This is a genomic window from Pseudomonas sp. LBUM1656 (assembly GCF_059716065.1).
Genome location: NZ_CP166800.1, coordinates 4,570,274 through 4,585,427, shown reverse-complemented (window position 1 = coordinate 4,585,427; position 15,154 = coordinate 4,570,274). Strand labels below are relative to the sequence as shown.

Annotated in this window: 13 protein-coding genes; 11 read left to right on the top strand and 2 right to left on the bottom strand. The window is 48.9% G+C overall.

The window, feature by feature from the left end:
- Window positions 1-7: 7 nt before the first annotated feature.
- The 11 genes from ACA072_RS20610 to ACA072_RS20560 all read left to right on the top strand — a co-directional run bounded on the left by ACA072_RS20610 (window position 8) and on the right by ACA072_RS20560 (window position 13,576).
- Entirely contained in the window at window positions 8-925 is a 918-nt protein-coding gene (locus ACA072_RS20610) for a hypothetical protein (protein WP_497620227.1), read from the top strand.
- A 92-nt stretch (window positions 926-1,017) separates the two neighbouring features.
- Window positions 1,018-1,860, top strand: a complete 843-nt coding sequence (locus tag ACA072_RS20605) for a GNAT family N-acetyltransferase (RefSeq protein ID WP_497620225.1) — start codon at window positions 1,018-1,020, stop codon at window positions 1,858-1,860.
- A complete protein-coding gene (locus tag ACA072_RS20600) occupies window positions 1,853-2,953 on the top strand; it encodes a DegT/DnrJ/EryC1/StrS family aminotransferase (protein ID WP_497620224.1) in 1,101 nt (366 codons plus the stop codon). The genes ACA072_RS20605 and ACA072_RS20600 overlap by 8 nt, the downstream gene beginning before the upstream one ends.
- A gap of 80 nt (window positions 2,954-3,033) precedes the next feature.
- Entirely contained in the window at window positions 3,034-4,299 is a 1,266-nt protein-coding gene (locus ACA072_RS20595; protein WP_497620222.1) for an O-antigen translocase, read from the top strand.
- Window positions 4,300-4,452: 153 nt separating this feature from the next.
- Window positions 4,453-5,352, top strand: a complete 900-nt coding sequence (locus ACA072_RS20590; RefSeq protein ID WP_497620221.1) for a glycosyltransferase — start codon at window positions 4,453-4,455, stop codon at window positions 5,350-5,352.
- Between the two features lie 272 nt (window positions 5,353-5,624).
- Entirely contained in the window at window positions 5,625-6,665 is a 1,041-nt protein-coding gene (locus ACA072_RS20585; RefSeq protein ID WP_497620220.1) for an MraY family glycosyltransferase, read from the top strand.
- Window positions 6,666-7,127: 462 nt separating this feature from the next.
- Window positions 7,128-8,042 carry a glycosyltransferase gene (locus ACA072_RS20580; RefSeq protein WP_497620219.1) on the top strand — a complete coding sequence of 305 codons (915 nt, stop codon included), beginning with the start codon at window positions 7,128-7,130 and terminating at the stop codon, window positions 8,040-8,042.
- The gene (locus tag ACA072_RS20575; RefSeq protein WP_497620218.1) at window positions 8,039-9,166 is read left to right on the top strand and encodes a hypothetical protein; all 1,128 of its coding nucleotides are present in this window, start codon (window positions 8,039-8,041) and stop codon (window positions 9,164-9,166) included. The genes ACA072_RS20580 and ACA072_RS20575 overlap by 4 nt, the downstream gene beginning before the upstream one ends.
- A gap of 309 nt (window positions 9,167-9,475) precedes the next feature.
- On the top strand, window positions 9,476-10,273 hold the full coding sequence (locus ACA072_RS20570; RefSeq protein WP_497620217.1) for a Wzz/FepE/Etk N-terminal domain-containing protein: 798 nt from the start codon (window positions 9,476-9,478) through the stop codon (window positions 10,271-10,273).
- Between the two features lie 53 nt (window positions 10,274-10,326).
- The gene (locus ACA072_RS20565; RefSeq protein WP_497620215.1) at window positions 10,327-11,265 is read left to right on the top strand and encodes an NAD-dependent epimerase/dehydratase family protein; all 939 of its coding nucleotides are present in this window, start codon (window positions 10,327-10,329) and stop codon (window positions 11,263-11,265) included.
- A gap of 316 nt (window positions 11,266-11,581) precedes the next feature.
- Window positions 11,582-13,576, top strand: a complete 1,995-nt coding sequence (locus ACA072_RS20560; protein ID WP_497625022.1) for a polysaccharide biosynthesis protein — start codon at window positions 11,582-11,584, stop codon at window positions 13,574-13,576.
- Between the two features lie 296 nt (window positions 13,577-13,872).
- On the opposite strand, the gene ACA072_RS20555 is transcribed toward ACA072_RS20560, so the two are convergent.
- A complete protein-coding gene (locus ACA072_RS20555; protein ID WP_403103744.1) occupies window positions 13,873-14,253 on the bottom strand; it encodes a GtrA family protein in 381 nt (126 codons plus the stop codon).
- Window positions 14,225-15,151 (bottom strand): glycosyltransferase family 2 protein, encoded by a 927-nt coding sequence (locus ACA072_RS20550; RefSeq protein ID WP_497620213.1) that lies wholly within the window; start codon window positions 15,149-15,151, stop codon window positions 14,225-14,227. Before ACA072_RS20550 ends, ACA072_RS20555 begins: the two co-directional genes overlap by 29 nt.
- Between the last annotated feature and the right edge of the window lie 3 nt (window positions 15,152-15,154).

Below are 15,154 nucleotides of genomic sequence, written 5' to 3'. Positions count from 1 at the left end.
AGGCGTCATGAAGTGGAACAAGCTAGGTCATGTCTTTTCTCCAGTCGGAACTAACGACTGGAAGAAAAATTCTGCGCTGACGCCTACACCGATTCTACTGAACGATAATGTAATCCGTGTGTATGCAGGGTTCAGGGATGAAGAGGGTATTAGCAGGATTGGTTACGTAGATGTCGATGCGCAAGATCCTACCAAAGTCCTCAAGGTTTCGGAGGCTCCAGTTTTGGACAGGGGACGAGACGGGTGCTTTGATGACAATGGCGTTATTCTAGGTGACATTGTTAGATGTGGTAACGTCCTGCGGATGTACTATGTTGGTTTTCAAATAGTTAAGCGTGCAAAATTTTTAGCATTCACCGGTTTGGCAGAAAGCACTGATGGCGGAGAGACATTTTCGCGTGTTTCTGAAGTGCCTGTCATGGACAGGGCTGAAGCCGGAACAACAATTCGTGCAATCCATTCTGTTCTGTTCGAGGACGGTGTCTGGAAAGTATGGTTTGCGGTGGGTGACTCTTGGACATTAATTAATGGCAATCACTATCCTGACTATAATATTTGGTACACAGAGTCTGTCGACGGCCGAGTATTTAATCAGCAAGAGTTGTTATGTATAGATGTAGAGGGAGATGAGTATCGGATCGGGCGGCCCTCGGTATACAAAGTAAAAGATAAGTATTATATGTTTTATACTAAGGGCGGCACTTCAGGCAGCGACTATTTTCCAGGTGTGGCCGTGTCCAGCGATGGAAAGCATTGGGAGCGTCGCGATTCAAGTTTTGGTTTGACACTCTCTGAAAATGGCTTCGACTCTGTACATCTTTGTTATCCAAGATTAGTCACTGCAGGCGAAAAGACGTTCTGTTTTTATAACGGAAATAATATGGGAGCAGAGGGGTTTGGTGTGGCGGAGTTGTTGGAATGGTAGTTTGTGAGTTTTATTCATCCGCCAAAAAAAATGAGTGGGATAGTTTTGTTGTAGACTCCAAGACTCCAATGTTTCTATTTAAAAGAGACTTTATGGAGTACCACTCGGATCGATTTATCGATGCCTCATTGATGATTTATGAGGAAGAAGTACTGGTCGCTGTGTTACCTGCATCTCGAAACGAGAATGTATTGGTCAGTCACGGTGGTTTGACATACGGCGGCTTGATTCTGTCTCAAAAGGTCAAGGCTGAAACTGTTCTAGAAAGCGTTGAAGCCATAATGCTTTTTGCTAGAACTCAAGGGTTTAAGAAGATTTTATACAAGGCTACTCCTTACATATTTTCAATTCATGGCGCACAAGAAGACCTGTATTCTTTATTCAGGGTCGGAGCTGAAGTTGTCCGTAGGGATTTGTCGAGCATTATTTTCCTGGATCGGCGATTGAAGCTTTCAAAAGGTAGAAAGTGGCTTATTGCTCGAGCAAAGAAGAATAATTTAGTGGTGACTGACTCCAATGACTGGGGCGAATTTATTGGTTTGCTCAATGGTGTATTGGAGAAGCATGGGGCTGTAGCAGTTCATACGCCACAGGAACTTGAGTTATTGTCTTCTCATTTTCCTGAAAACATCTCTCTCAGAATCGTCAAGTCTGAAGGAAAGTTGCTGGCTGCGACCTTGCTTTTTAAATTTGGTACTGTCGTCCATACTCAGTATTTAGCGACAAGCTCCGAAGGCAAAGAGGTGGGGGCGTTAGATTATCTTATTGAGAGCTGTATTCAAGAGAGTCAAGACGGCGGGTTTAAGTACTTTAGTTTCGGGGTGTCTACTGAGGATGGTGGAAAATACATCAACTCCGGTCTGCTTGCTCAAAAAGAAAGTTTTGGTGCCCGTGGTATGGCAATTGATTTTTACGAGATTAAACTAAATGATTAATTTTCTTGACTTGAAAAAAGTAAATCAGGCCTACGCTGTTGAATTGAAAGAAGCCTGCGCAAGAGTTATTGACTCTGGTTGGTATATTGGTGGTCAAGAGCTCTCGAAGTTTGAGCAGGAGTTTGCAGCCTATTGTGGTTCGCAGCATTGTGTTGGTGTTGCCAACGGTCTGGATGCCTTGAGTCTGACCCTCAGGGCCTGGAAGGAAATGGGTAAGCTGGCAGACGGCGACGAGGTTATTGTCCCCGCCAATACTTACATTGCCAGTGTTCTGGCGATCACAGAAAATGGCTTGGTGCCAGTTCTCGTTGAGCCCGATGAGCATAGCTTCAATTTGTCACCTCAACTGGCAGAGCGCGCGATAACCAACCGGACTAAAGTCATACTGGCGGTGCACTTGTATGGCCAACTGGCGGAGATGCCGTCCCTGTGCGCGCTGGCAAAGAAATACAATCTATTGGTGCTTGAAGATTCCGCTCAGGCGCACGGTGCGAGCATTGACGGCCGCAAGGCAGGTACTTGGGGAGATGCATCAGGGTTCAGCTTTTATCCAGGTAAAAACCTGGGGGCTCTCGGTGACGCAGGGGCTGTCACAACCGACGACGATGAACTGGCGTCTGTCGTCCGTGCACTAGGCAACTACGGTAGCTATAAAAAGTACGAAAACCAATACAGGGGCGTTAATAGTCGTTTGGACGAAATTCAAGCGGCGATGTTGAGAGTTAAATTGCGTCATCTGGATCGTGAAATTAGCGTGAGGAAAGCATTGGCTAATCAATATATAGCCAACATTGATAACGCGCTGATTCAGGCTCCGTCATTGACTCTCCAAGAACAACATGTGTGGCATTTGTTTGTTGTGCGTAGCGAAAGGCGTGATGAGTTGAAAAGCTATCTGCACGAGCATGGTATCGAAACGTTGATTCACTACCCTATTCCGCCACACAAGCAAAACGCATATAAAACATTGGCTTCGGAGCATCATCCTGTAACGGAAGCTATACATCGGACAGTATTAAGCTTGCCGTTAAGTCCAGTCACTTCTGCTGCTGAAGTCAGTAGGGTAATCGAACGTTTGAACGCTTTTTCTTAAAATCGCTATGTTTTAGCTTGGCCAGGAATAATTTAGCTTTAGAAGGGGCTAAAGCTAATATTTTTACAATGCAGCGTTAAATGGTTTTGATTTTGAATATACTAAGAACTGGTTTGCTAACCTCTATCGCTACAGTTGCTCGATTATTGTCGGGTTTTCTGGTGATGAAATTTGTAGCGATTTTAGCTGGGCCTGAAGGGGTTGCACAACTTGGCCAGTTTATGAGCCTTACGGCGTTACTGGTTGTATTTTCGGGAGGGGGAGTGGGTGCAGGTGTCGTCAAGTATTTGGCGGAATACCGTGAGCAAAATATCTCTTTGCAAATATTGCTAAACTCAGCATTTTGTTTTTCCCTCGCGTCGTCGTTTGTGATGTGTGTAATGGTGCTCGCTTTTAGCGAACATTTATCGGTTTGGTTGCTTGGGGATCTGCGGTATCAAAGTCTGATTATAGTACTGGCGTTCGCACAGATTTTTGTGGCGCTGCATAATTTAATCATCGCGATCGTCAATGGCATGATGGATGTTAAACGCCTTGCTGCGATACACGTGGGAGGGGCCGCCATTGGGGTACTCGCCCCATTGGTATTGGGTTATTATTTCCAGTTGTACGGTGTGCTTCTGGCTTTTTTGCTGGCTCAGGCGAGTCTGTTGTTTGTCAGTTTTATTTTTTATAGGAAAAGTGACTATTTCAACTGGAGTTATTTTTCTCTGGTCTGGAATGCCGAGATGATCAAAAAGTTGTCACATTTTTCGGTGATGACATTAACTTCAGCCCTTCTCGCTCCAGCAGTCCAAATTGCGACCCGAAATATTTTAGCTGACAAGTTTTCCTGGGAGCAAGTCGGGTATTGGCAGGCGGTGAGCAAAGTCTCGGAAGCCTACTTGCTATTCATAACTATGGCGATCAGTGTTTACTATCTTCCTAAGTTGTCTGCAATTATGGATAAAAAGTTATTCGTTGCCGAGATTCGAACGGCTTACCAATATTTGGTGCCGGCGGTTGTTGTCTCTGCATTGGGTATATATATATTCCGTGATCTTATTACCCAGTTGCTATTTTCTGACGAGTTTTCGGATGCGCTTTATCTTTACGCTCCGCAACTGCTCGGCGATGTTATTAAGGTGATGTCCTTCATACTGTCTTTTATAATGCTCGCTAAAGCCATGACGAAATTATTCATTTTTTCAGAGGTTTTTTTCAGCTTGACCTATGTGGCCTGGGTGTATTTTTTGACGGAGCACTTCGGGCTGGTTGGGGCCATGTACGCATTTGTTGTAAATTATGCAATATATTTTGTTTTCAGTTTCGTAGTCGCTCGTCGCTTCATTGTGAGTATGAGATGAAGACAGGCATCTTTATGCTGAAGTTATATTTCTAAGCGTGGCGTATCAAGTTATTCTAAAGTCACTGCTGACGAGATTAAAATGTCTTAACCGCTTGAGTAGCTGTTGGCAAGGGATGTTAGTGAGCAATCAGCGATCGAGAAGGAGGTTTTGGTGGATAGGGTTAAAATCGCTGTACTGTTAGCTGCCTATAATGGCGTTAAGTGGTTACCTGCGCAGATTGAATCAATTCTTCAGCAAAAAAATGTTGATGTGACTATTTTTATTAGCGTTGATTCTTCTAGCGATGCAACAGAGTCATGGGCGAGCGAGCTGGCGTTAACTAATCCACGAGTCAAAGTTCTTCCTCATGGCGAACGCTTTGGTGGGGCGGGTAGAAATTTCTATCGGCTGATCCGTGACGTGGATTTTTCCAAGTTTGATTATATAGCTTTAGCTGATCAGGATGATATTTGGTTAGACGATAAGCTGATCGCCGCTCACGAAAAGATTTCGGAAACGTGCGCTTCCGCTTATTCGAGCAATGTCACGGCGTTTTGGCCTGATGGGCGGAAAGTCATACTTGATAAAGCGCAACCGCAACGTAAGTATGACTTTTTTTTCGAGGCGGCAGGGCCCGGTTGCAGCTATGTTCTCAAAGTGTCTGACGCGCTTGAGTTCAAACAATTTTTAATAGCAAATTGGTCGCTTGTATGCGAAGTGTCTTTGCACGACTGGATGATGTATGCCTGGTTTAGGTCTAGCGGTCTGAGTTGGTACATAGACCCGGTCTCTCATATGCTCTATCGTCAGCATTCAAACAATCAATTCGGCGCGAATACCGGCATTAAGGCTCTCATCGCTCGTTTGTCTTTATTGAGAAGCGGATGGTATCGAGGAGAAGTAAGTAAAATTTCAGGTTTGTTGGCGGGCAAGGCTCAAGGATTACCGGCGTCATTGGTCAGGCAAGGCAAGATTCCTTCCTCTTTTTTGATTCGTAACTGGGCCGGCTTGCGCCGTCGATTTCGCGATCGAGTTTTTTTATTGGTGTTGGTTGTTCTGGGGATTTATTAAGCATGTGGTTGTGAAGTGACCTGGTTTTTTTTGTAACTTTCATCTCCTGTTTAAGGGTGACAAAAAAGCTGGTGCAGGCAGGTCATTTTGAGTGTTCAGCCGGGTGAAACCTTGAGTGGAATTTTTAGGAATGTATAATCCGATCGGAATCTGTGCGATTCAAAGAGATTTCGCATGTTATTAAATTACGCTCTTATGCAATCGACTACACATGTGACAGCTGAGGAAGCGCTGAAAGCTGCTGAGGAGCAATATATGGAGCATAAAAAATAATGATTCAGTGGTTGTTCTTTCCTGTCGTTATTCTCCTGTCTTTGGCGCTGACTGAGGTGCTGCGACGTTATGCCCTTGCGCGCAGTATTATCGATGTTCCAAACGCTCGAAGTTCTCACTCGGTCCCGACGCCTCGTGGTGGGGGGGTGGCGATTGTTTTGGTATTTCTCTTGAGCCTGCCGTTTTTGGGGTGGATGCAGTTAGTGCCTGTCACTACGCTGGTCGCGGTAGGCGGAGCTGGAGCGTTGATCGCAGTGATCGGATTTGTTGACGATCATGGCCATGTTGCCGCTAGATGGCGCTTATTAGGACATTTCGCTGCCGCCGTCTGGGCATTGCTCTGGCTGGGTGGTTTGCCTGCGGTAGTCATCTTCGGCGTGAGTATCGACCTGGGATGGTTTGGGTACGTTCTGTCCGCGCTTTACTTGGTGTGGATGCTGAATTTGTATAATTTTATGGATGGAATCGATGGCATCGCCAGTATCGAGGCTATCTGCGTATGTATGGGGGCCTGTCTGCTTTATTGGGTAAGTGGGTTTGAGAACATGGTTTGGCTTCCACTCTCACTCGCTAGCGCTACTGCAGGTTTTTTGTTTTGGAATTTCCCACCCGCGCGAATTTTTATGGGCGATGCCGGAAGCGGTTTTTTAGGGGTTGTACTGGGCGTAATTTCCATCAATTCTGCTTGGGCTTCTTCGCAATTGTTTTGGGCGGTGTTGATTTTGCTTGGCGTGTTCGTTGTAGATGCAACGTTTACTTTAATGCGTCGTTGCTTGCGCGGTGACAAGGTATATGAAGCGCATCGCAGCCATGCCTATCAATTCGCTTCGCGTCGCTTTGGTAAGCATTTACCGGTAGTACTGACGGTTGCAGCTATCAACACGTTATGGTTGCTTCCAATAGCCCTGAGTGTAGTGTTACTAGGGGTGGACGGTGTGCTCGGTCTGATTTTGGCCTACGCCCCTTTAACTATTCTAGCGGTGAAGTTTCACGCTGGAGAATTGGAAAAAGACGACGACCTCGGTGGTGGTCGGATCTAACGATTTGATTAGATAAGTTGTGCTCGGTGCCTGTAAGTTTAACTTTGGCTGTCCCGCCGCGAAAGACGATAGCTTCAAGTTGTCTGGAGCCCGTCGCGGTTTCCATCCGGTTGGAGGCTGGAGATCTGAAGCTTGGCACCTTTACGAGCATCACTGAGCTTGGCATGATCGAAATTATCCGTAGTCGAAATCATGTCGGATGCTCAGCAGAGGAGGTCAGCGCGCCTGGCTGCCTGGCAAGGAAGTCGCGCAAGGCGTTGCGGAACGACTAAAAGATCAGCTTTTCGCAGGCCTCGTGGCGGCAAAAAAGCGCAGGCATAAGAAGCCCGGATGGACTGAACCTGGGGCAAGCAATTGTTTCGCAGGGAGGACCCTTCGGTTGACTCTATGCATGCCATAGTATATAAAATGCGATTATTCAATTAGGCCCTATTTCGGTCGCAACAATGTCCGGAGGACGTATTGGTACCTTTAGTATCCTACATCGTACCTGCTTACAATCATGACCAATACGTTCAATGTTGCCTTGATAGTATTTTAGCCGATGTTTATGGCAATAAAGAAATTGTAATCATTGATGACGGTTCTACCGACAATACCGCGAAGGTGATCGAGCAATGGTTGTCACGTCATGCAGAAAGCATAAACGTTATCTATAAAAGTCGCCCAAATAAAGGTGTGACGGCGACTATAAATGAGCTTACAAGCTTGGCAAACGGCGAGTTTCTCAGGTTGGGCGCCAGTGATGATTATTTCTTGTCGGGAGGCAGTCAAAAGTTAGTCGACTATTTATTACGCTTTCCGGATAAGTTGGCTGTTATTGGTGACTCCATTGTTGTCGACGAGCACGGCAAAGTGATTCACGACAGTGGCATGACCGGCTTGCACCGAGCGAATAAGCAAAAATACCTTTCGGAGACAGGCATTATAGAGTCGGTTATTACCGACTGGGCCGTTGCGGGCCCTGTCCCAATGGTGCGTAAAGCATTCGTTACTGGCGGTGAAGGCTGGGACGAGAGCCTACGAATTGACGATTGGGACTTTTTTCTCCGGATTGCAGCGCAAGGTGGACTTGGCTTCATCGATGAGCGCGTATGTGCATACCGGGTACACAGCACCAATACCTGCCGAACTCCCGACGTTGCGTCCAGAATCAGGAATCTTCAAGAGTCCGGAGAAGTGGCTAAACGGCACATAGCAAAATTCCAGGGTCCTTATAAAAAAATGCTTCAAGCACAGTGCCACTTGGTCGATGCAAAGGTCGCATTTTTAAACCGCCAGTGGCTAAAGACTGCATTGTATATGGCGCGATATTTTGTACTTAAAATTGCGGGGGAGTTGGAAAGCATGAGCAACTCTAAAAAGGGCGGCGCGTGAAAAACTTCCAAAGGTCTCCCTCGATATTTTTCTCACTGCCCTTGCTGGGCAGTTGCTTTATTGCGCTACTTACATTTGAACTGCCTAGGGGTTACGGCGTCGGTATTTCGATATTGATGGTGGTCGCCGCATTGGCCATAGTATTCGATGCGTTGCTAGGTGTTCGTTTGCCCTCGCGCCGCGCACTACAACTCGTGGCCTTTGACCGTTCGCCCGAATGCTATTGGGTGAAAGTGTTGGCCTGGTTGGTGCTGCTGGCCTGCGTTCTCGACTTGACGTTATTTCCACTGCCATTACTGCATCCGGAGATCTACGCCAACTTCGACGGCGGTCGATCGCATGTTCGACATATCTCGAATATGTGCTGGGTGCTCCCCATTGTGGGATGGCTCTGCTATACAGATAAACGCATCAGAATTTTTTTCATCGCTGTAGGGCTGGCATTTCCAGTGCTAGTGCTGGACCGGAACCGGCTTTTTACTTCGGTGTATGGATTGGCCATAACCATGGTCTTTTTCTCCAAGCGGCAAATTCCCTGGAAAACCCTAATTGTCAGCTTGCTAGGAGCCCTGCTTCTTTTTGCTAAATTGGGGCAATTTCGTTCGGGGCGCCTTGATTGGGTGGCGATGCCTTTTAGCGAGTTCTACGCCGCGGCATCTCCTGGATTTAAGTGGATTTTGCTCTACATTGGCGCAGGGATTTATAACTTTAGTTCAATTATGGCTAAAGGCTACATCGATTCGGATTTCTTGATTAATCAGTTGGTCCCCGGTGCGGGTGGGGTAGAAACATTGGGTTCTACTATTCCATTTGATGAGCCTGTTATTAACGTTGGAACTGAATACTTCCCCTTTTTGATGGCGTGGGGATCGGTGGGTGCAGTAGGGGCGGCATTGTTCTTGTACTTGTCACTCGTCGCCTCGGCTCATTTCTTCAGAGTGCGCCCGAATATAATCTCATTCTTGATATTTTTGCGTATCAGTTACTCTTGTGTGATGGCGGGCTTCGCCCCCCAAGCCTACACTTGGACCAATCTGGGCTTCATTGCCTTGTGTCTACTGATGCAGATATTTACATACCGGGTACCTTTAATAGCAATGTCAAAATATGACAGAAAAAGCTGAAAACTCAGTTTGCTTGGTGGCTGCAAGTCATGCGGGGAACTGTTGTGCAAATCGCCAGTGTTATTAAGGCGGCATGCATTCCCAGGCAGGCGTTGCCGGCGAGTGCAGACAAATTTCTCATGGGCGGTTTTAGATGACGTTCCTGGTCGTCCGACAGCTAGGCCAGTTTGCTCCTGCAGATGTGCAAATCATCCGCGAGCTTATGCTGGTTTAGCAATTTTCCTGTATCTTCTCAACGGCCTTGAGAAGGGGGCGGATGATCGAGTTCGGACCAGATAGCCTAACTTCAATTTACGCGAGTGATGTTTTATGTACGACCCTGAAGTGAAAAATGATGTGGAAGCTTTTACAATTGTGTCATTGCTGAAATTTGTGACACAAGGCTGGAAATTTATCACTGCCGGCGCTGTATTGGGCTTGCTGGGGGCTTTCGCCTATCTATCGTTTACCCCATCAGAGTACGAAGCCTCTGCGATAATAAAAATGGGTGAAAACCGTGGGCTGGATGATGACGGCCTGCCGAGACCTAATCAGATTGAGTCTGCAGTTTTGGTCATCGCGCGGCTGAATAACCCTGCCGCTTATTCGGACGAAGTCCTGCGTGGGTGTGGCTTCGATGATGTGCCGGAGGCTAAACAGCAGATGACCAAGCTGGCTCGGTATACCGCCGAAGGTCAGCCAGCTTTTCTTACGGTCAGCGTCCGAGGTAAAGGCGCGGAGCTTGCTTCAACATGCGCCAAAAGTATCTTCGAGATGGTTCGTCAGCAGCAGGATGACCTAAGTCAGCCCGGCCGGGATCGTCTTTCGCAGATGGTTGCCGATCTTCGCAAATCGCGACAGTCTCATTTAGACGCATTAGGGGGCGGGAGTGGCTTGGCAGAGGGAATGGCCAATTACATCGCGCACCGAGATGCGCTCAACAAAATCGAAGCTGATTTGCGCAAATACGAATACGCACTGGGTTACGTGCCCACGCAGCTGGTTTCTCTTTATCCTTCTCCTGAAGCCGTATTCCCGCGGCAGACACCTGTGATTCTTTTGGGGCTTATTGCCGGGTTGCTGGTGGGACTTTTGGCGGCTTGCCTGAGGCGGATTGGCAAAAACTGAAAGCATGCTCCAGTCGCAGAGCTGGCGCATGACAGTTTAGCTAAGGAGGGTGTATGAAGATATTTGTGACGGGAGCGTCCGGGTTTATCGGTCGTAACTTATGCGAGCAACTGTTGGCCGAGAGGCATGAAGTTGTGGCGCTGCATCGCAGGCCTCCGGAAGTCGCTTGCGGGGAAATAGTGCTTGGTGAACTCGACGACATTGGAGCTTGGTCAGACCGCCTGAAAACAGTCGACTGTGTCATTCATCTGGCGGGACGGGCGCATGTGAAAACGGCCCATGAGCAAAACCCGCTGGAGGCGTTTCGCAAAGTCAATCGTGATGCATGCATTCGACTAGCCGAAGCCTGCTTGCAGAGTGGTGTGCAACGGTTTGTTTTCATTAGCTCCATCGGTGTGAACGGAAATGAAACACACGGGGAGGCGTTCACTGAGCTGTCACCCGTTGCCCCTCACGCTCCTTATGCGATTGCCAAGCACGAAGCTGAGGTGGGTCTGGCTGCTCTTTTTAAAGACACGCCTACCGAGTTGGTGATTATTCGCCCACCACTGGTGTACGGGGCTCACGCACCGGGGAATTTTCGGCGTCTGTTGAAACTGGTCGCCAGCGGCACGCCGATGCCGTTCGCTGGAGTCACGAACAGTCGCAGTGTTATCGGCGTTGAGAGCCTTTGCAATTTCATCTCGCTCGCGGCACAACATCCGAAAGCGGCGGGGGAATTATTCCTGGTCGCTGATGAGCCAGCAATATCGACTGCTGCCATGGTCCGAGCACTGGCGCGGGGGATGGGCAAGCGGAGTATACAGCTGCCTGTTCCGCCCGTATTGATGAAGACATTGTTATCACTGGCAGGCAAGCAAGCACTCTATCAGCAGCTTTTCTGTTCGCTGGAAGTGGACAGCTCCAATGCCCAGCAGACGCTGGGCTGGATTCCCAAACGTAACGTTGAGGCCGGCCTTCAGAAGGCGAGCGCCGGTTACCGAGGTTTGTAGTACAGATGCTCGGCCGCTGGTGGAACAGGACAGACACGGCGAATTACTACGTGCTGCTTGAGCTCAGAAAGAGCATCCGCTTTGGGAGCTTGCTGATGGGTTTCGGTCACAGCGATTCAGTGATCACATCTGACATTCTTGTCGGTGATGGCCCTGTGCCCCTTGCCCGCTAGATAACCCACGCTGGTCTGGGGGCGCATAAACCTGTCAGTAGATCCACATACGTCGTTTTTTTCTGTTACGACGATGCCTACCTACGTACAATGGACCTCAACGAGTTCAAACGATGGAGTAGGGCACTTTGGGGCAAGGCTATATGGATAGGCTGAGGATGTTTCTGCTGGGACTTCCGCGTCGGCAGAAGCGGTTAATCCAAGTGTTCACGGACGTGATTCTCGTTTGGGTGGCACTGTGGATGGCGTTCATCGTGCGTTTGGGGATTGATGAGATGATCAATCCTTTCAAAATTCATATATGGCTATTCGCCTGTGCGCCAATTATCGCGATTCCCTTGTTCATACGGTTCGGCATGTACCGAGCCGTGATGCGGTATTTCGGCAACGATGCACTTGTTGCCATCATCAAAGCGGTCAGCCTTTCCTCGCTGATCCTGGCTTTGATAGTCTACTGGTACAGCAATCATGAGGCCGTTGTTCCCCGGTCCGTCATTTTCAACTACTGGTGGTTGAGCCTCGTCATCATCGGTGGACTGCGTCTATGCATGCGCCAGTATTTCATGGGCGACTGGTTTACTGCCGCACAGCACGTTCCTTTCACAAGCCGTGATGACGGTTTGACCAAGGTCGCTATTTACGGCGCGGGCGTAGCGGGTAACCAACTGGTAGCAGCATTACGTATGGGTCGTGTCATGCGACCGGTTGCATTCATCGATGACGACTCCAGCATTGCCGATCGCTCCATTTCCGGCTTGCATGTCTATAAACCCAAACACATCCAGCAGATGATCGATGTCACCGGTGCGCAAGAGATCCTTCTTGCGCTGCCGTCTTCGACACGCGCTCGGCGCCGTGAAATTCTCAATGTGCTGGAAGGTTTTCCGCTACACGTGCGCAGCGTCCCCAACTTTACTGATTTGGCCAGCGGCCGCGTGAAGGTTGAGGATATTCGGGAAGTCGATATCGCCGACTTACTAGGTCGCGACTCGGTGCCTGCCCAGCCTGAGTTGCTGGAACGCTGTATCCGCGGCAAAACGGTAATGGTTACGGGGGCTGGCGGCTCGATCGGGTCCGAACTGTGCCGACAGATTTTCGCCCTGGGGCCTACTACGCTGCTGTTGTTCGAACACAGTGAGTTTAATCTCTACAGCATCCTGTCCGAACTTGAGCAGCGCAGTTGCCGAGAGTCGTCTGCGGTTCAACTATTACCGATTCTTGGGTCCATCCGTCATAAAGACAAGCTTCTGGATGTGATGAAAACCTGGCGTGTCGACACGGTCTACCACGCTGCCGCCTACAAGCATGTGCCAATGGTCGAGCACAATATTGCTGAGGGCGTGCTGAATAACGTAATTGGAACGCTCAACACGGCTCAAGCAGCGCTACAGACGGGTGTGTCGAATTTCGTGCTGATATCGACAGATAAAGCGGTCCGTCCAACAAACGTAATGGGCAGCACCAAGCGTCTCGCCGAGTTGACATTGCAAGCGCTCAGCCGCGAGATCGCGCCCGTGTTGTTCGGCGATAAGGTGAACGTTTCGCGCGTCAACAAGACACGTTTCACGATGGTTCGTTTCGGTAACGTCCTCGGATCGTCGGGTTCCGTCATCCCGCTTTTCCACAGCCAGATTAAATCCGGCGGACCGCTGACGGTCACCCATCCGAAGATCACGCGCTATTTCATGACCATTCCTGAAGCAGCGCAACTGGTAATCCAAGCGGGCTCCATGGGGCAGGGCGGCGATGTGTTCGTGCTGGACATGGGCGAGCCGGTGAGGATCGTTGAACTTGCGGAGAAAATGATCCATTTGTCGGGGTTGAGCATTCGTTCGGATAAGAACCCGCACGGCGACATTTCCATCGAATTCACTGGGTTGCGTCCAGGCGAAAAGTTGTTTGAAGAGCTGCTGATTGGCGAGAACGTTTCGGCTACCCAGCACCCGATGATCATGAGCGCGAATGAAGATCACCTCGCCTGGGACGTCCTGAAAGGTCGCTTGACTGAGTTGCTGGCGGCGGTGGAGAAAGACGATTACTCACGCGTTCGCCAACTTCTACGCGAAACCGTCAGCGGCTACACCCCCGACGGTGAGATCGTTGACTGGATCTACCAACAACGTCGCCTCGAACCCTGATTGTTTGACATCTCGGTGGAGGAGTTTGGGACTTGAGGGGGTGGATCCGGAAAAGCATCGCGAAAAAAATCGTGGTGAACCGAGCTTGTTGCTCAATACAAAGGGCCGGTCATTGACCGGCCTTTTTGCATTCTGGCAGCGGTGACGCTACAACCCGGGCAGCGGCGGATTTAAAGTTGCTACGATGATGGATTGAATAGGTTATTGACCATTAGCACTTGGGTTCGGCACATCGAGCTCGTTCAGTCTGAAGCCCGATATGCCGACCCTGTCACTGGTGTTTTCCCCTCGTCGCGTTATTTCACGATAAACCGAGCAAGCAGGAAGGTGATCGGCAGGGTGATAACTACCACTAGAAGCGGCGCCAGGATGACGGGTATAGAAAGCTGTTCAACAGCGATGTATATCAGGCATAAACCGCTTAGGTATTGAACGATGTAAACAAGCGGGAACGAGAGAAGCTTTTTCAGGGAGAGGGGCTCGTTGAAGACGTAACGCGCATTGAGAACGTACGAAATTACGATACTTAAGGCATACGACAGAGAGTATGCATAGGTGTATACCATCACTTGAATAAACGCTAGATAGAAAATATATCCAGCGCCTGTATTGATGCAGCCAACGATAAGAAATTTGATGAATTCCAGATTAAAGAATTTCTTCTTCAATAACTGCATGAGGGTGTCTGTTGACCTCATCAAATATCCTCCAGATATATTCGCTCATCACACCAAGCATTACTATGATCAGGCCCAGCAGGAAAGACACGAGGGTGGCCAGCGTCGCAAACCCGGGCACTTCAACCTTGCCGAACAATGCACTCAGCACCACAACGGTGCCATAAGCGAAGCTTCCCAGCGACACTATCAGGCCTATTGCCGAAATCAGTCTGACCGGAGCGAAGGAAAACGAAAAAATGGAGTCGATAAGCAGTTTCCATTTTTTTCCGAACGTCCATCTGGATTTTCCATGCTCACGAGCCACGCGGACGTAAGGTATTTTTTCGGGGGTGAACCCTAGCCAATACGGAAATAGTGGGAAATTGATGTGTTTGCCACTGTCTTTAAGATAGGGCAGAAGCTGCCCGTCCATGAGGGCGAGGTCAAAACCATTTTTCGGATAGCTCGCCATGACAAACTTGCGCAGTAGCCTGTAATACACTGCTGAGAATATTTTAGACCCCAATGGATCTTGTCTGTCTGTGCGCTCACAGATGATGTACTTGGTACCGTTCTTCCAGCGGCTAACCATTTCCGGGATGAGTTCTGGCGGATCCTGAAGGTCGGCGGCCAAGAATAGAAAGCAATCCCCGGTGATGTAATTCAGTCCGGTCTTTACCGCACTGATGGCGCCGAAATTACGACTCAGCTTGATCACTTTGGTGCCCGGGCGCGTAATCACGAACTGTCTGAGCAAATTCAGTGAGTTGTCCTGGGAGCCATCGTCGACGAAAATCAGTTCCAGCAGCATGTCTTGTTGTTGGAGTAACTGCTCTATGTATAGAAGCTTGCTGAATAGATCCGGCAAGGAGCCTTCGTTAAAATAGACAGGTACCACAATGGATAGCGTTTTCATCGG